This is a genomic window from Lysobacter arenosi (genome assembly GCF_016613475.2).
Classification (GTDB): Bacteria; Pseudomonadota; Gammaproteobacteria; order Xanthomonadales; family Xanthomonadaceae; genus Lysobacter_J; species Lysobacter_J arenosi.
The window spans coordinates 701,292-719,895 of the sequence record NZ_CP071517.1 but is presented as its reverse complement, the minus strand read 5'-3'; the positions used below and the strand labels follow the sequence as shown (position 1 = coordinate 719,895).

General features: G+C 66.8%; 20 protein-coding genes. 10 read left to right on the top strand and 10 right to left on the bottom strand.

Features of this window, described 5'->3' with window-relative positions; genetic code table 11:
- Window positions 1–594: 594 nt before the first annotated feature.
- Window positions 595–1,605 (bottom strand): hypothetical protein, encoded by a 1,011-nt coding sequence (locus HIV01_RS03450; RefSeq protein ID WP_200604956.1) that lies wholly within the window; start codon window positions 1,603–1,605, stop codon window positions 595–597.
- A 183-nt stretch (window positions 1,606–1,788) separates the two neighbouring features.
- On the opposite strand from HIV01_RS03450, the gene HIV01_RS03445 reads away from it, so the two are divergent.
- The 7 genes from HIV01_RS03445 to HIV01_RS03415 all read left to right on the top strand — a co-directional run bounded on the left by HIV01_RS03445 (window position 1,789) and on the right by HIV01_RS03415 (window position 9,097).
- Entirely contained in the window at window positions 1,789–2,418 is a 630-nt protein-coding gene (locus tag HIV01_RS03445; RefSeq protein WP_200604955.1) for a TetR/AcrR family transcriptional regulator, read from the top strand.
- 89 nt (window positions 2,419–2,507) lie between these two features.
- Window positions 2,508–3,467 (top strand): SOS response-associated peptidase family protein, encoded by a 960-nt coding sequence (locus HIV01_RS03440; RefSeq protein ID WP_200604954.1) that lies wholly within the window; start codon window positions 2,508–2,510, stop codon window positions 3,465–3,467.
- Between the two features lie 106 nt (window positions 3,468–3,573).
- A complete protein-coding gene (locus HIV01_RS03435; protein WP_200604953.1) occupies window positions 3,574–4,032 on the top strand; it encodes a hypothetical protein in 459 nt (152 codons plus the stop codon).
- 110 nt (window positions 4,033–4,142) lie between these two features.
- Window positions 4,143–5,279 (top strand): AI-2E family transporter, encoded by a 1,137-nt coding sequence (locus HIV01_RS03430; protein ID WP_200604952.1) that lies wholly within the window; start codon window positions 4,143–4,145, stop codon window positions 5,277–5,279.
- Window positions 5,280–5,313: 34 nt separating this feature from the next.
- Complete coding sequence (locus HIV01_RS03425) at window positions 5,314–6,897, top strand: efflux transporter outer membrane subunit (protein WP_200604951.1); 1,584 nt, start codon at window positions 5,314–5,316, stop codon at window positions 6,895–6,897.
- Window positions 6,894–8,039 (top strand): HlyD family secretion protein, encoded by a 1,146-nt coding sequence (locus HIV01_RS03420; protein WP_207527072.1) that lies wholly within the window; start codon window positions 6,894–6,896, stop codon window positions 8,037–8,039. The genes HIV01_RS03425 and HIV01_RS03420 overlap by 4 nt, the downstream gene beginning before the upstream one ends.
- 14 nt (window positions 8,040–8,053) lie before the next feature.
- On the top strand, window positions 8,054–9,097 hold the full coding sequence (locus HIV01_RS03415) for a DUF2955 domain-containing protein (RefSeq protein WP_200604949.1): 1,044 nt from the start codon (window positions 8,054–8,056) through the stop codon (window positions 9,095–9,097).
- Here the strand turns inward: HIV01_RS03415 and HIV01_RS03410 are convergent.
- The 3 genes from HIV01_RS03410 to HIV01_RS03400 all read right to left on the bottom strand — a co-directional run bounded on the left by HIV01_RS03410 (window position 9,083) and on the right by HIV01_RS03400 (window position 12,375).
- Window positions 9,083–11,716, bottom strand: coding sequence for an ATP-binding protein (locus HIV01_RS03410; protein ID WP_280633579.1), 2,634 nt, complete (start codon window positions 11,714–11,716; stop codon window positions 9,083–9,085). The genes HIV01_RS03415 and HIV01_RS03410 overlap by 15 nt on opposite strands.
- A gap of 99 nt (window positions 11,717–11,815) precedes the next feature.
- Window positions 11,816–12,088: a DUF4242 domain-containing protein gene (locus HIV01_RS03405; protein ID WP_200604947.1), complete on the bottom strand. Its 273-nt coding sequence runs from the start codon at window positions 12,086–12,088 to the stop codon at window positions 11,816–11,818.
- A 29-nt stretch (window positions 12,089–12,117) separates the two neighbouring features.
- Window positions 12,118–12,375, bottom strand: a complete 258-nt coding sequence (locus HIV01_RS03400; RefSeq protein WP_200604946.1) for a hypothetical protein — start codon at window positions 12,373–12,375, stop codon at window positions 12,118–12,120.
- Between the two features lie 234 nt (window positions 12,376–12,609).
- Between HIV01_RS03400 and HIV01_RS03395 the strand changes: the two genes are divergently transcribed.
- The gene (locus tag HIV01_RS03395) at window positions 12,610–12,837 is read left to right on the top strand and encodes a hypothetical protein (protein WP_200604945.1); all 228 of its coding nucleotides are present in this window, start codon (window positions 12,610–12,612) and stop codon (window positions 12,835–12,837) included.
- A 66-nt stretch (window positions 12,838–12,903) separates the two neighbouring features.
- Here HIV01_RS03395 and HIV01_RS03390 read toward each other — a convergent pair whose 3' ends face one another.
- Both HIV01_RS03390 and HIV01_RS03385 read right to left on the bottom strand, forming a co-directional pair.
- The gene (locus HIV01_RS03390) at window positions 12,904–14,229 is read right to left on the bottom strand and encodes an alpha/beta hydrolase family protein (protein WP_200604944.1); all 1,326 of its coding nucleotides are present in this window, start codon (window positions 14,227–14,229) and stop codon (window positions 12,904–12,906) included.
- 272 nt (window positions 14,230–14,501) lie between these two features.
- Window positions 14,502–14,708 (bottom strand): hypothetical protein, encoded by a 207-nt coding sequence (locus tag HIV01_RS03385; RefSeq protein ID WP_200604943.1) that lies wholly within the window; start codon window positions 14,706–14,708, stop codon window positions 14,502–14,504.
- Window positions 14,709–14,880: 172 nt separating this feature from the next.
- Here HIV01_RS03385 and HIV01_RS03380 point away from each other — a divergent pair, with 172 nt between their 5' ends.
- A complete protein-coding gene (locus HIV01_RS03380; RefSeq protein WP_200604942.1) occupies window positions 14,881–15,663 on the top strand; it encodes an NRDE family protein in 783 nt (260 codons plus the stop codon).
- 113 nt (window positions 15,664–15,776) lie between these two features.
- On the top strand, window positions 15,777–16,694 hold the full coding sequence (locus HIV01_RS03375) for a DedA family protein/thiosulfate sulfurtransferase GlpE (RefSeq protein WP_200604941.1): 918 nt from the start codon (window positions 15,777–15,779) through the stop codon (window positions 16,692–16,694).
- Between the two features lie 3 nt (window positions 16,695–16,697).
- On the opposite strand, the gene HIV01_RS03370 is transcribed toward HIV01_RS03375, so the two are convergent.
- Genes HIV01_RS03370 through HIV01_RS03355 form a run of 4 tightly spaced genes read right to left on the bottom strand, consistent with a single transcriptional unit; the run spans window position 16,698 to window position 18,528 of the window.
- A complete protein-coding gene (locus HIV01_RS03370) occupies window positions 16,698–17,141 on the bottom strand; it encodes a hypothetical protein (RefSeq protein WP_200604940.1) in 444 nt (147 codons plus the stop codon).
- A 56-nt stretch (window positions 17,142–17,197) separates the two neighbouring features.
- Window positions 17,198–17,395, bottom strand: coding sequence for a PspC domain-containing protein (locus HIV01_RS03365; RefSeq protein ID WP_200604939.1), 198 nt, complete (start codon window positions 17,393–17,395; stop codon window positions 17,198–17,200).
- A 46-nt stretch (window positions 17,396–17,441) separates the two neighbouring features.
- Window positions 17,442–17,825 (bottom strand): YfeK family protein, encoded by a 384-nt coding sequence (locus HIV01_RS03360; RefSeq protein WP_200604938.1) that lies wholly within the window; start codon window positions 17,823–17,825, stop codon window positions 17,442–17,444.
- Between the two features lie 7 nt (window positions 17,826–17,832).
- Complete coding sequence (locus HIV01_RS03355) at window positions 17,833–18,528, bottom strand: SGNH/GDSL hydrolase family protein (protein ID WP_200604937.1); 696 nt, start codon at window positions 18,526–18,528, stop codon at window positions 17,833–17,835.
- Window positions 18,529–18,604 lie beyond the last annotated feature (76 nt).

The window sequence follows — 18,604 nt, the reverse complement described above, 5'->3', positions numbered from 1 at the left end:
GGGGCGTGCCATCCCAGGTCGAGGGGTAACGGGATGTCGCGCATGGACAAATCGTGCGCCGCAGCCGTCGCACCGGGTGATGACGAGGGCTTGGCTAGCTGGGACATCGGCTTAGGGACGGCGCCAAGCCGAGGGCGGCTGCCCCCGCTTGGCGGGCGTCTGTCTGCGCAAATCAGCCCCTACGGCACATCTTGCGCGGGCGTGGCAGCGTCTTTTTTCGTCCCAATAGCGACCACAGCTTTCGGGGGCGATCATCGATCACGCGAATCAGTTGCAAGTGGGGGCACATTTGGGGCATCTCTGACGCTGTTAAAAGCTGAATAGCCGTTTATCAGAGGTTTCGTGACGTATTCGAGTCCCACTTCCGGCACCACAGGACGGTTTCAGAACGTCCCGTAAGAAGCCCCGCAACTGCGGGGCTTTTTTGTATCGGGTGTCTGAGACCTCAACGGGGCCTTTTGTTGTCAGGACGCTGCGCCGATCAATTCGCGGCGATGTAGATGTCCCGCAGCACATCCCGCTCCAGCGCAATTTGGTCCAGCAGGTTCTTGACGATGTCGCCGAGGCTGACGATCCCGATCAGTACATCGTCGTTCAGCGCTTCGTGACCTGCGCGCCGAACTCTGCCAGCCGCGCAAGATAGCGATCAGGATCCAGCAACGTATTCATCAGGTAGAGACCCGCCCTTGGCGCCGGCGATCCGTCAAGGCCCAATAGCCGTTCGACCGACGCAGCGATCCCGATCGCCGTCACCGGAGCCTGCCCCTCCGGATGCACGATCTCGTGCCGCGACTGGATCTGCTTGCCGGAGTGATCCTGGCCTTCGATCTCGATGATCAGTTCGGTCGAAAAGTGCTCACCGCGCGCACTGTGTGACGACTGTCCATAGTGCAGATCCAGGCGAATCGAGCGTGCGCCGGTGACCAGCGCCAGCGCGGCCACGTCCAGCGGAGAATAGGCGCTGCCTTCGACCTCGACGCCGTCCGTGCGTCGGAATCGACGTATGGCCGCCTCATCCTTGATCCAGCGCCAGTACCCGTTTTCCAGGACCTGGGTGCTGGCCATCGCCGACGTCAGCCGCTCGTAGTCGGCTGCCGCCGCCGGCCCACCCATGTCCAGTTCGTCCAGCACCGCACCCAACCGGATCGTATCGATCTGGGCGAAGTCCCGGGTGAATACCAGGGTGGGCAGCGTCGCGACACCTGCCAGCCAATGACTCGCAAACAGGATCGGAGCGGCATCCGGGCGCGTCGCATAACGCGCGACTTCCGGCGCCATCTCGAAAGAACCGCTGGAGGTGCTGAGGTACGGAATTCCACGGTCCTGGGCGAAGTCCAGCGTGTGCAGTACGTCATCCTTCACGAACGGCACCACCGCACTGTAGTGCTGGTCCGATGCCAGTCCAAGATCGCGCCTCTCCAGGTCGACCACCACGGCGGTCGCGTTGCCGAGTGAATCCGCCACTGACTGCGCACGCGTCAGGCTGCGGCCTGCAATGGCCAAGGGGAGCTGCGGGTGCAACCGCCTCAACGTCGACGCAGCAAGTGAACCTACAGTGCCGGAACCGCCGACGATGAGAACGGGGGAAATGGTCGAAGTGGACATTCTGGATCTCGAGTGGGGTGAGCCGATGGTGCCGTCAACTGATCGGCGTGCCCATAAGCTACGCCCCTAAGCTACCTTTGGTAACTTGAAGGAATGACACCCAGCGTTCCAGCGATGGGACGCTCACTACCATTGGTAGCTTGTGGCCTGTAGGATGCACCAGGCCCAGAGCGCTGCCGAAACATGACGCCCAACCACCCGACCGCCAAACGTCTATCCAAAGACGACCGACGCGCACAATTGCTCGACACCGGCCTGGACATGGTGCGCGAGGAAGGGACGGACAACCTCACGCTTGGTCGCCTTGCCGAACGCGCCGGCGTCAGCAAGCCGATCGCGTACGCGCACTTTGCTACGCGGTCGGGACTGCTGGTCGCGCTTTACCAACGGCTCGACCAGCTCCAGATCGAGGTTCTCCAACAAGCCCTGGCGGACGCACCGCGCCGGCTTGAGGAGATTGCACAGGTCATCGCACGCGCCTATGTCGATTGCTACCTCAAGGCGGGCCCGGAACTGGTTGCCATCGCGGCCGCGCTGAAAGGTGACAGCGACATGGAGGCGACGCACCAGGAGTTGGTCGACGGCTACGTCAGGCTGTATGCCAAGGCTCTGGCGCCTTATGCGCAGACATCCGGCGCGGCGCTGTTGCTGCGTTGCGTCGCAATCAATGGCGCAGGCGAGGCGCTCATGCGCGAAATGCTGGCCGGTCGCATTGGCGCATCTACTGCTGTCGGTGCGCTTTCCTCGGCGATCGCCGCATTGGCCACCGCCCCCAAGGCGGGCCGCGCCACGCGAAGGCCGAGCCGCCCATAAGCGTCCCAGGCGGAGGTCGCGAGTAAGCAAGCCCGCCACGCGACTGGAGGTATATTCCGGCCAAGGTCACGGCAACAGGGGCCACCGCCATGTGCTACTCCGCCCAGATCTGGGCCGACTACCGGAAGTTCGCCAAGGTCTTCGGCGCCACCATCAGCATCCAGGATTTCGTCCGTCTGTACTGGGAGCGTGGCAATGCCGGCAAGGCCAGGATCCCCAAGGCGATGGACGCCGCGTTCGCCGAGCCGCTCACCGACCTGCAGCACGAGATCAAGGGGCTGATCGACGAGTTCAACCGCGCCCAGACCGGCCGCTACGAGCAGGAGCTGTTCAAGCAGCGCAAGCGCCTGTTCGATGCCGAGCGCATCCTGCTCGACAAGACCACCAAGAAGGCGCTCGAGGAAAAGCGCATCGCCACCGACAAGATCGAGTGGACGCGCGGCAAGCTCGCCGACCTGCATCGCAGCGCGCTGGTCGCCGACGATTCGCGGATCTTCCCCGGCCATTACGCGCCGGTGATGGTCTGGGAGAACGGCCAGCGCGTGATCAAGCCGATGCGCTACCAGTGTCGACCCGAAGGCAAGCCGGCCAACTTCGACCAGCGCTTCCCGGGCACCTACAACGCCCGTCGCGACAACCTCGAAGGGTTCTGGAAGGAGCAGTTCGGCCACACGCACGGCATCGTCGTGGTCAATGCGTTCTACGAGAACGTCAGCCGCCACGCCGTCGAGCATCGCGAACTGGGACCGGACGAAAAGGAGGAGAACGTCGTGCTGGAGTTCCGCCCGGAACCGGAGCAGGACATGCTGGTCGCCTGCGTCTGGTCGAAGTGGAAGGGCTCGCACGGCGCCGAACTTCTCTCCTTCGCCGCCATCACCGACGAGCCCCCGGCCGAGATCGCCGCCGTTGGCCATGATCGCTGCATCATCCCGATCAAGCGCCGCAACATCGACGCCTGGCTCAATCCAGACCCCAGCAATCTGTCGGCCATGTACGCCATCCTCGATGACCGCGAACGGCCGTACTTCGAGCACAGGTTGGCGGCTTGATTGCCTGCGGCGAGCTTTCGGACTAACGCCGCCTTAACAACCACGTTGGCATCGTTACGCGAATGGGCGCCCGCCCCGTCACAAACGACCACTCACGGGGAAATCGATGACGACCGCGGACACCTTGATGCCGCTGCAGGCCGAGCCTCCCTCGAACAAGCAGCGGCTGTTCGTGCGCTACTACAGCGCTATCCTCATCGATCTGGTGGTGCTGAACCTTTTCGACGAGTTCTCCGACAAGGTCCACATCGAGTCGTTCACCGTGTCGCTGATGGCGGCGCTGCTGCTGCAGATCCTGCTCAAGCTGACCATTGCCCTCGAGCACTACGTCGCGGCGTTCTTCAAGGCGCGCCCGGGCGGTTTCATGACCTTCATGCGCTGGTTCTCGGCGTGGCTGATCCTGTTCGGCTCGAAGTTCGTGATCCTCGAAGCGATCTCGTTCGCGTTCGGAACCGACGTCCGTTTTGATGGACGTTGGCATGGCCTGCTGGTGCTGATCACCGTGATCGTCGTGATGCTGATCGCCGAAGAGGTGGTCGTCAGGATCTACCGGCGCCTGACCTGAGGGCCTGCCGGCGCAAGCGATCAACCGGGGACGGATGGATCCATCCCCCACATCACCAAAGGCGTCCGACCCCATGCTAGGGAGCGGCCGACGTCAAGGAGGATTTCCACGTGAACGTAGATCAAGAAACGCTGCGCAAGCTCGTCACTGCCGATCTGGCCGAGACCCTGATCAAGGTCGGTCTGATCGCGTTCCTGGCGATCGTCTGCGTGCGCATATTCGCGCCGTTCGCGAACCTGGTCATCCTCGGCGTGATCCTGGCCATCGCCATCTACCCGCTGTACCAGGGGCTGGTGCGCCGACTGGGCGGCCGTCGCGGCTTGTCCGCCACGGTACTTGTGCTGGCATTGCTGCTACTGCTGGGCGTGCCGATGGTGATCCTGGGCAGTTCGTTCGCAAGTCAGATCAGCGAGGTCCACCAGTCGTTCGAGAAAGGCACCTTCGCGGTGCCGGCGCCGAACCCCAAGGTGGCCCAGTGGCCCCTGGTCGGTGAGCGTCTGCACGCCGCATGGACCGAGGCGGCCGACAACCTGCCGGCCTATATCCAGAAGAACTCGGAAATCATCCGCGGCTACCTGCGCAAGGCACTGATGATGGCGGCCAATGCCGCCGGCGCGATCCTGATGTTCCTGGCGGCAATAGTCGTCGCCGGCGTGATGATGGTTTACGCCGACGCCAGCAAACGCGCCGCCGAACGCATCCTGGTGAGGCTTACCAATCCGGCCGAGGGTGAGAGCCTGTTGAAGCTCGCCATCGCCACGGTACGTTCGGTGGCCGCAGGCGTGGTTGGCGTCGCCTTCATCCAGGCGCTGCTGCTGGGCATGGGCTTCCTGTTTGCGGGCATACCTGCGGCCGGAGTCTGGGCGGCGATCACGATGCTGCTCGGCATCCTGCAGTTGCCGGCGCTGATCATCTCCTTGCCAGCGATCGGTTACCTGTGGTGGGCCGATGACGGCTCGTCGACGGTGATGAAGGTGATCTTCACCATCTACTTCCTCATCGCCGGCATGGCCGACAACGTGCTCAAGCCGCTGCTGCTCGGACGCGGCGTGGATGCACCGATGCTGGTCATCCTGATCGGCGCGATCGGCGGCATGGTAACCGGCGGCATCCTTGGCCTGTTCGTCGGCGCCGTGTTGCTGGCCGTGGCGTACAAGCTGTTCATGGAATGGGTCGATTCGCGTGCGCCGGACCCGATCGTGCCGGTGGCAACGGCCGACTCCGTCGATCTGGACAACGCCCATTAGTCGCAGGAGCGCACGGCCAATGATGCGGGCCATCATGCGGGCCACCAGGAGCACACGTGCGGCGCGGCACCTTGCCGGCGCCGCAGTCCTGGCCTCGGGCCTGCTGATTGGCGCCTGCACCACGCTGGGACCCGACTACGAAGAGCCCGACATCGCCTGGCTCAACGAATGGCAGACCAACCTGTACGGCCAGGCGGTCGGCCCGGGGCAGCAGCGCGATCTCGACCTGCAGTTCTGGTGGCATGCCTTCAACGATCCGGTGCTGAACTCGCTGGTCGATACCGCGCGAAAGGAAAATCCATCGCTGCGCATCGCCGGACTGCGGATCATGGAAAGCCGCGCAGTCCTGGGCATCGCCAGCGCCAACCTGTACCCGCAATTGCAGCAGCTCAAAGGCTCGGCGACCTACATCGACAGTCGCAGCAGCGGCGGCGCGGGTCCCGACGTCCACGACAACTACGGTGCCTACAGCGACGGCTTCGACCTGGCCTGGGAACTGGATTTCTGGGGACGCTTCCGCCGCGGCATCGAATCGGCCGAAGCCGGGTTCTTCGCCTCGGTCACCAACCAGCAGGACGTGCAGGTGTTGCTGGCCGCGCAGGTCGCCGATCTCTACTTCGCCTACCGCACGACGCTGCTCAGGATCGACATCGCCCGCAAGAACACCGCGATCCAGAAGCGCAGCCTGGAGATCACCGAGCAGTTGTTCAGCAGCGGACAGGAATCGGAACTCGACCTGCAACAAGCCAAGGCGCAGTACCTGGGCACGCTGGCGACCATCCCGGATCTCGAAGGCCAGCTCGTGCGCGTACGCAACGCGCTCGCCGCCGTGCTCGGCCGCAAGCCTGGCGACGTCCCCGAACTGGATATGGTGGCGCGCCCGCTGCCGATCGTCGACGGCGCCGTGCTGCGCGAGCTGCCCGCCAACCTGCTGCTGCGCCGGCGCGACCTGCGCACGGCGGCTTGGCAGGTTGCAGCGCAATCGGCGCAAATCGGCATCGCCAAGGCCGACTACTTCCCGGCGATCACCCTGCTTGGCAGCGTTGGCTGGTCGACCACCTCACTGGGCGGCAGCCCGCAGGTCCGCAGCATCGCAGCAGGCCCTGCCATCACCTGGAACATCCTCGACTACGGCCGCATCGCCAGCAACGTGCGCCTGCAGGACGCCCGACTGCAACAGACCATTGAACTGTTCCAGAGCACGGCGCTGCTGGCGGCGCGCGAAATGGACGATGCCGCCATCACCGTGGTCAAGACCGCCGAGCAGAAGGCGCCCCTGGGCGGTGCCGCACGAGCGGCGGAACGCTCGCTGGAGCTTGCCAACTCCCAGTACCAGGAAGGCTATGCCGATTTCGAACGCGTTCTCGATGCGCAGCGTGTGATGTTCACCCAGACCGAACGCGAACTGCTCAACAACAGCGCGCACATCAGCGCGGTCATCACTTTGTACAAGGCCGCGGGCGGCGGCTGGACCGAGATGCCGGCGCAGGAGCTGCTGCCGGAAGCCACGCGCGACACCATGAAGACCAGGACCAACTGGGGCGGCCTGCTGGAGGCGCCCCTCCCTGCCCGCCCCGAGGGGCCGGCCAGCGACAGCGATAACGGGAATCCGAAATGAGCGCAGGCAACGACGACAAGAAGGCAGCCGGCGCCGCGCCAGCGCCCGCAGGCGAGGACCAGGCCGGCAAGACCGTGCGCAAAGGCGGGCGCTGGGTCGTAGCCGCCATCGTGCTGACCCTGCTGCTGTACCTGTTCGCCGACCGCTTCACGCCCTACACCTCGCAGGCGCGGATCGAAGGCTACATCGTTGGTGTCGCGCCAAAAGTGGCCGGTGAAGTGACCAAGGTGGCAGTCGCCAACAACCAGACCGTGAAATACGGGCAGACGTTGTTCGAGATCGACCAGTCGCAGTACCGGATCGCGCTGGCCAAGGCGCGCTCGGATCTGGAGAACGCGCGCAAGCAGGTCGGTGCCGGCGGCGCCACCGTCGATGCAGCGCGGGCCAACCTCGAAGCGGCACGCGCCAACGAAGTGAAGGCACGGCAAGACGCATCGCGCCTGCGCCGGCTGCGCGAAACCGACCCGGGCACCATCTCCGTGCGTCGCCAGGAAATCGCCGACGCCAGCCTGGAACAGGCCAAGGCCATGGTCGTGGCCGCGCAGGCCGACATCCGTCGCGCCATCGAGTCGATGGGTGGCGACGACATCGAGCAGAACACGTTGCTGGCGACAGCCCTGACCGCCGTCGACAAGGCCGAGCTGGACATGTCCAACACGGTCGTCCAGGCCTCCACCGACGGCGTCATCACCGACCTGCGCACCGAGGTCGGCCAGTTCGCCGGAACGGGCAGCCCGGTGCTCACGCTGATCGGCGTGCGCGACATCTGGATCAGTGCCGAATACACCGAGAACAACCTCGGCCACATGAAGGTCGGCACGCCGGTCGACATCGTCTTCGACGTGCTGCCCGGGCATGTGTTCAAGGGCAAGGTGCGCAGCGTCGGCCTGGGCGTCAGCGCCGGCCGCACGCCGAGCGCCGGCAACCTGCCGTCGGTCGACAACGATCGCGACTGGCTGCGGCAGTCGCAACGCTTCCCGGTGATCATCGGCATCGATCCCGGACTGGACCCGGAAGACCGCGCCAGGCTGCGCATCGGCGGCCAGGCTTCGGTGATCGCCTATGGCGAAGGCGCCGGCGTGCTGAAACTGCTCGGCAAGATCTACATCCGCGTCGCCAGCTGGCTCACCTATGCGTACTGACCGGACCTGACGCAATGATCGCGCCTGCCGCCAGGCGTACGTTCCGGCTCGCCTCCGTGGTGGCGCTGTCGGTCGCACTCGCTTACGGCCTGGCGATGCCGTTGCCGTTCATGGCGCCGCTGTTCGCGGTGCTGCTGACCGCCACGCCGGCGCCACCGCCGGGGCCAAAAGCCCTTTTCATGTTGCTGCTGCTGGTCGCCGTCACCCTCGGCATCGGCCTGGTGCTGAACCCGTTGCTGCGCAACTACCCGGTGTCGGCGGTGATGATGATCGCCGCGGGTCTCTACGTCAGCACCTACCTCAGTGTCGGCAAGGGCAAGGGGCTGGTCGGCACGTTGCTCGCTGTCGGCCTGACCATGATCCCGGCCGCGGGACTGATGGACTTCGCGCTGGCAAGCGCGGTGGTCAACGCGCTGCTCGTCGGCATCGCCGTGACGGTTCTCTGCCAGTGGCTGGTGCAGCCACTGTTTCCGGAGCCGGCTCCCACCTCGCCTGCGGCCAAGCCGGCCCCCGATGGCAACGAGCGCGCGGCGTGGCTCGCGCTGCGTACCGTCCTGATTGTGCTGCCGCCAGTGATGCTGGCCTTCACCAATCCGGGCATGTACATGCCAACGATCATGAAGTCGGTGATGCTGGCCCAACAGGGCTCGACCATGAGCGCGCGTGCGGCCGGGCGCGAACTGATCGGATCGACGTTCCTGGCCGGCATCTACGCGATGGCGTTCTGGTTCGCACTCAAGCTCCTGCCGAACCTGTGGATGTTCTTCCTGTGGATGCTGCTGTTCGGGATCCACATCGGCAGCCGCCTTTATGGCGTTGTCGCCAACCGCCACCCGCCCTCGTTCTGGGTCAACGTGTTCGTGACGATGCTGATCCTGGTCGGCCCCGCCGTGCAGGACAGCACCGGCGATGACGTCTATCGCGAGTTCCTGGCGCGCTTCACGCTGTTCGTGCTGGTCACGCTCTACGCCTGGGGCGCGATCGTCGCACTGGAATGGTTGCGCGAAGGCCGCGGTCGTCGCCGGACCAGTCCACCGATGACCTCACCTGCCATCTGAGCGGCGCCGGTCACTGCGTCGGCGCTCGCCCACGCCTTCCGTCGCGAGCACGCCCGTGCGCCGCGCCACCGCCACCGCCTCGCTGCGCGAGCGCACGTCGAGTTTGCGCAGGATGGCCGAGATGTGGTGGTCGACGGTCTTCTCCGAGCGCACCAGTCGCCGGGCGATGTCGGCATTGCTCAGGCCGTCGGCAAGCAAGCCGAGGATCTGCAACTCGCGCGCGGTCAGTCCGGCCGGGTTGGCGCTGGTCGTGGCGCGCGGTCCGCGGGCGAGGCCGCGGACGCCGGCTTCGCGCATGTGCTCGCGGCATCGACTGGCCGCCGCGGCAGCGCCGAGTCCTTCGAGCAGCGCCAGCGCCTCGCGCATCGCCGGTTCGTCGCCCTCAAGCAACGCCAGCGCCTGTTCGTAGGGGCATCCCAACTGCGCCCAGGCCGAGGCGGCCTCTTTCCAGTGGCCGCCGATCTGCAGCGCGTAAGGCGCCTCGGCACCGTCGGGTCCACCTTCGGCAACACCCAGTCTCAGGCACCAGTAACGCAACTCGCCCAACGAACGTTCGTCGCCGCGCTGCTCGGCCATGGCATGGGCCAGGACCACCAGCTCGTCGACACCTGCACCGTCATTGCGCAGCCACGCTTCCTCGGCATGCGCCGCGGCGACCGGCGCCAGCCGCTGCAGTTCGCCCGATTGCCGTGACAACACCGTGGCCTCTTCCAGCAGTTCACGCGCGCCCGGATCGCCGCGACGCTGGCGCAGGCGCGCCAGCACCGCCAGGGCGCAGATGCGCGTGATCGGCGCCACGCCACGCGCACGGACCAGGCGCAGGGCTTCGCTGGCGGCGGCGTCCCAGTTGCCGCGCTCGAAGTCGAGCCGTGCCTGCCAGGAGCGGATGTAGTTCGTCCACGAATCCAGGTCGCGCGGGGCGAAGTAGGCGGCGGAATCCTCGATCTGGCGGAGGGCTTGGGCGTAATCGCGCAACTTCACTGCCGTGCTGATGAGATTGACGTAACTGCGCGCGACGTGCTCCTCGTAGTCGTTGGCCAGCGAGATCCGCAGGCTCTGTTCGACCATCGCCTTGCCGATCTCCTCGCCCTCGGCATAGCGCGCCGTGCCGACGTTGTTGAGTGCGTGCGCGAGCACCTCGTTGCTTCCGATCCTGGTGGCCAGTTCGATTGCACGCGTGCCCCACTCCACCGATTCGGCCGTGTGTCCGGACAGCATGTACAGCTGCGAGCGATTGCTCAGTGCCCATGCGTAGGCTTCGTCGTCGCGCAGGTCGCGCAGCAGGTTCACCGCCTGATTGGCGTAGTCCTCCGCCTGCTGGCGACGGCCGCCGAACCAGTTCAGCCGCGACAACCAGCGCAAGGCTCGCCCCTCCTGGCTGACGTCGCCCAGCTCGCGCCAGATCGCCAACGCTTCGAGCCGCGTGGCAATGGCGTCGTCGTTCTGTTCGACGAGGTAGCACTGGTACGACAGGTCCCCGAGCAGCTGCGCATGGTCGGCGGGCGCAAGCGTGTCGGCATGCACGAGGGCGGTTCCGTAGAGCGCGGCCGCCTCGCAGTGCGCGCCGTGCGCGGCGGCCTCGTTTCCAGCCTGCAGCGCGTACTTGAGCACCGCCTGCGCATCGCCGGCGCCGGAGGCGTGATGCACCAGGCGTGACATCGCCACACCCTGACCGCGCTGTTCGAGGAAGGCCAGCACCCTGGCATGCAATGCCGCTGCCATCGGCGCCGGCAGTGCCTGCTCGACAGCGATGCGCGCCAGCTCGTGGCGGAATGCGTAGGTGCGGCCGTCCGCGATCAGCAGGCCCGACGCGAGCGCCGCCGCTATGTCCTCAGGCGCCGGCGCCAGCACTGCCTCGACGATCTCGATCTCGATGCGCGCGGGAACAATCGCCGCCAGGTCGAGCAGCGCGCGCACGGCGGGCGGTTGCCGGGCTGCGCGCGCGAGCACGGCATCGCGAACCGACACGGGCAACCCTTCGGCGCGCAGCGCTTCGGTGACGAAGAAGGGATTGCCGCCGGTCGTGGCGTAGATGCCTTCGGCGGAATGGCTCGACTGTCGCGCCAGTTCTGCCACGCCGGCCTCCGACAGCGGCAGCAACGGCACGCGAACCACGGCATCCGCCGGCAGGTCGCCCAGCACCAGCTGCAGCGGATGGCGGTCGCCGAGCTCGTCGTCGCGATAGGTCAGCACCAGCAGCGCGCGAACGCGCTGGATGCGCCGCGCCAGGAACTTGACCAGGTCCAGTGTCGCCGCGTCGGCCCAGTGCAGGTCCTCGAGCACGACGATGGTGGGATCGCTCGACTCCTGCAACTCCGACAGGAAGCAGCTGAACAACTCCGTCCGGTGCCCCTCCCTGCCCAGCAGCGCCTGCAACTTGCTGCCCATCGCGCTGGCCATGTCGTACAGCGGCCCCAACGGACGCGGCGAGAACAAGGCTTCGCAGCCACCCCACAGCACACGACCGACGCCGTTGCCTCCGACCAGCTGCGTCAGCAGCGAGGTCTTGCCGATCCCGGCTTCGCCGCAGACCAGCGCCGTGCGGCCGGCACCCTGGCCGGCGACATCAAGTGCACCTTGCAACAAATGCAGTGCGTGGCCTCGCTCGATCAGCTCCACCGTGCCGGCTCCGGGGTATCGCTACCCGATTATCCCCCAAGGAAACGAATGGGGGCAGCGCTCCCGGTCGAACAGCGCGCCTGCAAGGCACACGCGCATTCAGAAGTAGAAGAACGGTGAAAGGTCGGAGATCTCGATGATGCTGGCCACCGGCAGGCCGTTGCGGCGCGCCGCCTGCCGGATCGCCTCCGGCGACGGCGCGTCGTAGATGCAGAACGTCCTGCGCCGATCGGCACTCACGTAGGAGTGCAGCCAGCTCACGCCACTGTCGCCATTGATGCTGGCTATCCGCGCGCAATCCCTGGCCCCATCCTCGCTGACGGGAATGGCGAGGTCGGCCGCGAAAGCGCGTTCGATCAGGTATCTGGGCATGACCGGTTCCTCGAGGTGGCGACGCGGGTTCAGACAAAGCCGAAACGGCCGGGCATCCAGTCGCTGGTGTAGTGGCGGTCGCTGGCGTAGCCGGAGCTGTTGCCATAGCCGACGCCGAAGTCGAAGTCGCGATCGCGATGGACGTGCTGGACGGGGTCGGCAGCCTGGAGTTCGGTGTCGTCCTGCCAGTCGCGCAGGCTGAAAGTGAGGGAGGGAGCCGTCGCACGCGCGTTCAGGGGTGCGAACAGGCCGCTGGAGGAGACAAGTTCCATCAGGAAGGTGGTCATGGCCGGTGCCTCGGTGATTGGCTCAGTCCGCGATCCGGACTGCGACGCCAGATTAGGAAATGCGCCGCCCGGCCACATCGGGAACGCTCCCCAGATTGCACGCGCGGCCTCCCCATATTCCGCACTCACGCGGCATCGACGCCTCCCATGGCATGGATATTGCCGCCGCCGAACGTCGCAGCCTGCGAGACCGCTGCGCTTCACCCTTCCGGCCGGCCCAAGGGGAGCATTGCCATGACGATCGATACGTTCCACGCCTATGACGATGCAGGAAACCGCTACACCATCCATGTAAGGCGCACATACATCGACACGCGCGGCGCCGACGGGCTCGGACGCCGCGTTGAAAGCCTGCGCACCTACCACCTCAACGATGGCGGACCGGTCGACCGGCTCGACGACGACACGTTTGCGATCGTCGATACCGGCGTCGGGTTGAGGCTGACGCGAAGCGCAGCCTGAGAGTTCCGACGCGCGAACAGCGAAGGGCCTGCTGCTTCAGAGCGGGCCCTTCACCGCGGATGACTTTTACTTCGGCGCCGCCAGGATCTTGCCGGTTCCATACGGCGGAGCGACAAACCTGCCGCTGCTGATCCAGTCGTTGACGACCCTGAAGTAGCCATCGGCATACCGCGTGGGCGTGCGCTCGCCGTCGCTTGCGGTCTCGAACTCGAGGATGCCGTGATCGGTCGCCGGGAACTCGATCACGCTGACCGCGCGCCCCTCGTGCGCAAGTTGCAGCAGCCGCTCGCGGGTCTGCTGCGGCGGCGCTTCGCGGTCTTCACCGGCCAGCACCCACAGCAGTGGAACACGCAGGCTGCGCAGCGTCGGCATGGGTTCGAACTCCCAGCTGGTTTCCTGTTCCAGCACCGGCGCCAGTTCGGCGGCCCGGTCGCGCGTGAGCGACACCACCAGCCCGGTGAACTCGCCTTTCATCGCCGGCCACCACGGCTGGGCGCCGTACTTCGTGCGGACGACGTCCAGCTTCTCCCAGCCCTTCGTGCCGCGCGAGGCGACGATGTCGCCGGTGACGTCGGTCACCTCACGCGCCTTCTTCATGACGTCGTCGCCGAAGCCGGCGTTGCGCAGGTCGAGCACCACCTGTTCGCGGTCCTCGGCCAGCGGGCTGTCGGCCAGGCCGAAGCGGACGACGACGAAATCCGGATCGCTCTGGCTCGCCGCCAACGGCGCCACCCAGCCGCCCTGGCTGCCGCCGTCGTAGCCGATGCGCTGCACGCGCTTGCCGGCGAGGCGTCGCGCCTCCGCCAGCGCAGCCTTGGCGTCGTCGGCGAGCAGGTGGAAGTTCTGCGTGTAGGTTCCGGTCGATTCGCCGGTGCCACGCTTGTCGTAGACGAACACGCCAATGCCGTACGCCGGATACAGGTACTGGGTGTACAGGCCCTGCACCGCCGAGTTGTTTTCCGAGCCGTGCACCTCGATGGCGATCGGCACCGGCTGGTCGCCAGGCGGCAGCACCAGGCGACCGCGCAGCTTCACGCCGTTGCCCTCGAACGTCGTCTCGGTGATGTCGAACTGCCGGCGCTGGCCAGCGTGTCCGTCGAAGCTGATCCTGCCGTCACTGCAATCGCCGAAGCGGGCCTTGAGGCCATCGGCGCGACCGGTCCAGCCGACGCTGCTGTTCCACTGCCCGTCCGCGTCGCGCTTGAGCAATCCGCTGCGACCGTCGAGCGTGCGCCAGCGCAGGTCGGCCGGCTCGCTGACCGTCGCGATGACGACGATGCGGCCATCATCGAGCGCGTAGGCGCCGGCGTGGCAGCCTGCGCCGTCGTCAGCGGCGACGACGGCAGTGGAGAATCCGGAAGAGATCAGCAACAACGAGGCAGCTAACTTCATAGGGTGGTCCTGTCAGGGGGAACGCCGCGGCAATTCGAACTGCCGCCTGGCGCATGCATCCTTGGATGCATGCCCGAGCATGCGGGTTGAAATCATCCCCTCCGCGGGGAGGCACGCCGGTGGCGGCGCAGGCAGAACAATCCGGGCTATCAGTCAGAAGCGGCATTCTGTCGCGCATACAAGCGACATACCGGGTCATCGCCCGGCGCGGCTCGCCGTCAGATCAGGATGAGGCGGACGTCACCTGAGAGGCTCGTCGCCGACACAACACGTCAGAGCAGCAGGGTCCCGAAGACGACCCGGGCACGCTCGTCGTAGATGCGCAGCCACAGTGCCTGGCTCATGGTCTCGGCGCAGCGCTTGGCCTGCGGCAGCACGGCCGCCAGCGCGGCTTCGGCACTGGCATAGTCGACCGACGCTTCGGCGACCTGCTGGGGCAGGACGCTTCCATCCTGTCGAGAGAGTTCTACTCGGTACATGGGTCACCTCCGGCGCCGGGAGCGGCGGTTGGAGCGGGCGGCCGTCCTGCGGGCAGGCGGTTCCTGTGTCATCGTCATAGCCTCTACAAACCATGCGCTGTTCGCAGTCGGGCGGCATCGCTCTGGTATGTAGGACTTTCCCTACCCCACCGCCCCGAGTCGAAGCCTCCGCATGTGCCTGATAGCCGTCGCCTGGCGCGCCCATTCCCGTTACCGTCTCGCGCTGATCGCCAACCGCGACGAAGCCCATGACCGCCCGGCGTCGCCGGCGGGGTTCGATCCGAGCGAGTCCACGGTCTATGGCGGCCGCGACCTGCGCGCCGGTGGCAGCTGGCTGATGGCCTCGACACGGGGGCGCCTGGCGGCAGTGACCAACGTCCGCGCCGGCCTCGCCGAAGGCGCCATGCCACGCTCGCGCGGCGCACTGGTGCATGGGTTCGTCGCGGGCGACCACGACAACAAAGCCTTTATTGCCGACCTGTCCGGCCACGCAGCTGAATACGGCCGGTTCAATCTCCTGACCTGGGACGGCGCCGACCTCGCCTTCGCCAGCAACTACCCCGCGTTCGAGCAGCGCGCGGTGTCGCCTGGTCTCCATGCCATGTCCAACGGCGCCTTCGACGCACGCTGGCCCAAGAGCGGCCACGCCGTGGCGGCGCTCGAATCCTGGCTGCAATCGCCGGCCTCGCAATCCAGCGACGACGCGGCGCTGGCGCCACTGTTCGAGGCCCTGGCCGACACCACCCCGGCGCCCGATGCCGCCCTGCCCGATACCGGCGTCGGCCTGGAGCTGGAGCGCCGCCTGTCGCCGCCGTTCGTGCGCGGGCCGAACTACGGCACCCGATGCAGCACCGTGGTGCTGGTCGAGGACGACGGCATCACCTTCGTCGAGCAGAGCTTTGGCCCGGACGGCCTGCGCCTGGGCCGGACGCGGGCGCGCTTCGCCATCGACTGAGCCTCGGCGCCGGCACCATTGCGATCCCGGCAACGCACCGGTGCACCGGCTGCGCTATCGCCGGCGCGACGTCGCGCCTACCATGGCGATACTGCCCCCCGGCCCCTCCCGCCATGGAAACGCTGCTGCACCTGATTGCCGTATACGGCCTGCTGGTCGTATTCGTCAGCGTGTTCCTGGACCAGGGCGGCATTCCGGTCCCGGCCTATCCACCCATCATCCTGACCGCGGCGCTGGCGGTGGACCGCGGCGACAGCGTGTGGCCGATCCTCATCGTGTCGACGCTCGCCGCCGTCATGGCGGACTGGTTGTGGTTCGTCGGTGGCAGGCGCCTGGGCGCGAAACTGCTGCGGCTGATGTGCCGGTTGTCGTTGTCGCCCGACTCGTGCGTGCTGATGACGCGCGGCGTGTACTCGCGCTGGGGCGCGCCATCGCTGATCGTGGCCAAGTTCATTCCCGGCTTCGCCGCGGTGGCGACCACGCTGGCCGGCGAGACCGGTACGCGCACCGGCCGCTTCCTGTTCTACGACGGAATCGGCGCGCTGCTCTGGTCCGGACTGGCCGTCGCGCTGGGCGCGATCTTCCATGAAGCGGTGAACAGCGTCCTGGAGCAACTGGAAGACCTGGGCCGCTTCGCACTGCCGGCCATCCTCATCCTGATCGCGGTGTTCGTGCTGTGGAAGCTGTGGCGGCGGCAGATGTTCCTGCGCCAGCTGCGCATGGCGCGGATCACGCCGATGGAGCTGCGCCAGCTGATCGACGAGGGCACCTCGCCGCTGATCCTGGACGTGCGCCCGGAACCAATGCGCAATGCCTCCGGCTGGATCCCCGGTGCGGTGTTCGTGCGCACCCTGGGCGAGGCGGAGCTGCTGCCGCGCGACGAAGTCGTCGTGTATTGCGACTGCCCCAATGAAGCCTCGGCGGCGGTGCTCGCGCGCGAGCTCAACAAGCACGGCTTCAAGCGCGTGCGACCGCTGGCCGGTGGCTTCGAGGGCTGGCGCAGCGAAGGCAACCAGGTCGCGTTCGAATAAGCGTCAGCGCGCCCACGGCCACCAGCCGTGGCCGGTGCGCGCATAGCGGTCGGCCGCGCGTTCGAAACGGTTGCGCACGCTGATACCGCCGAACACCAGGTACAGCGGCAGGAACAACGGGCCCAGTGCAAGGTACTGGTAGACGTGGGCCCGCTCGTGATCGGCCAGGACGATCGACGGCTCGTCGCCGTGACCGGCACGGTGCGCATAGGTGACGCAGGGCGAGTCGAGGCTGTCGCCGGTGTGCAGGATGACGTTGCCGAACGTGATCGCCCCGCCCGGCCCCCACGGCCAGCGATGGAACACCAGCGCCAGCTCGCGGCGGCGCCAGTGCACGTGCGCACCGAAGGCCAGCCCGGCCGCACCAAGGGCGAGTCCGATCAGGGTATTGGGCAGGGTCCAGAGCGCGCCGAGCACGACCAGTCCGCGGGTGAGGAACGTCGACATCGGTGAAGCCTAGCGCAGCTCACGCCAATGCCTGGTCACCGCGGACCTACCCGGACTCAATCGCCTTCGGGAACCAGCAGCCACAGGATCAGGTAGACCAGGATGCCCGGGAACGCCGCCGAGGCGATGGAGATCAGCACGTAGGCGACGCGCAGCAGCGTCGAGTTCCAGCCGAACCTGCGTGCGATGCCGCCCAGCACGCCGGCAATCATCCGATCGTGGCGAGAGCGGGAAAGTGAGCGTGTGGCGTTCATGGCGGCGCACTCCTTGGCGGCGACGGCGGCAGTCTAGCGCCGGCGCTCAGGGCCGGGCGTGACGAATGGCGCCCAATTGCTTCGTCAACCAGGTCGAGGACGCCACCGCGGGCTGGCCCGGGCAGCGTACCTGGTAAGACTTGCCGCTCATGCTGCTCTGGCTGCCGGCGCGCTCGATGAACTGCTCGGCGCTGGCGACCATGTCGCGCTTGCGCAGGTAGTCGTACTTCCGGCGCAAATGCGACTGCGCTTCGCTGGCGGGGTACCAGCTGCCATTGCGCTGGAACTGGCAGCCGGAACTTCCTAGCGCGGTGATCAGTTGCTCGATTTCCAGCTGCGCCTTCGCCGGCAATGGTGCCTGCGCCTGCGCAGCGGTGGCCGCGCAGGCGAACAGGAATCCGATCAGCAGCGGACGAAGGCGACGACTCATGGCGCCATTACAGCGCATCCAGCCACTTGCCGACGACGCCGGTCCAGATGGCATAGCCGTTCGGGTTCATGTGCAGGTGATCGGCCAGGAACAGCTCGCCGCGCGGCTGGCCATCGGCGGCCAGCATCGGCGTGGCGACATCGAGGTAGGCGATCCCCTGCTGGTGGCTTGCATACTCGCGCACCAGCTCATTGGCTTCGCGCATCCGGGCCTGCAAGGCCTGGCGCGCCGGGCTGGGCTTGATCGAAATGAAGGCGATCCGCGCCTGCGGTAGCTGGGCACGCAGCTGTGTCACCAGCGCGGCGAAATCGTCGCGCACCTGCTGCGGCGTGCGACCCTCGGCCAGGTCGTTGTCACCGGCATACACCACCACGGCGCGCGGCTGGTACGGGACGACGATGCGCTGCGCGTAATAGGTCGTATCGCGCAGGCGCGAGCCGCCGAAACCGCGATTGATCGGGGCCGCGCCGGGGAAATCGTCGCCAAGGCTGTCCCACAGGCGGATCGAGGAACTGCCGACGAACACCACGCCACCGGGCCGGCGACGGACAACGCTGTCGGCCTGTTCGAAGGCGACGATGTCCGGCTCGAACCGGGTGGAATCGGGCAGCTGCGCCGCGGGCGGCGCACTGGCCGGCGGGGTCGGAGCGGATGCGCAGGCGGTGAGCAGCGCGAGGCAGAGCAACAGTACGGACTTGGGCATTGATGCAGTGTCAGGTGGGGTCCCTGACTGTGCCATGAGGCCGCCGTCGCGATCTGTCGATTGGTCCGCCTTTCTA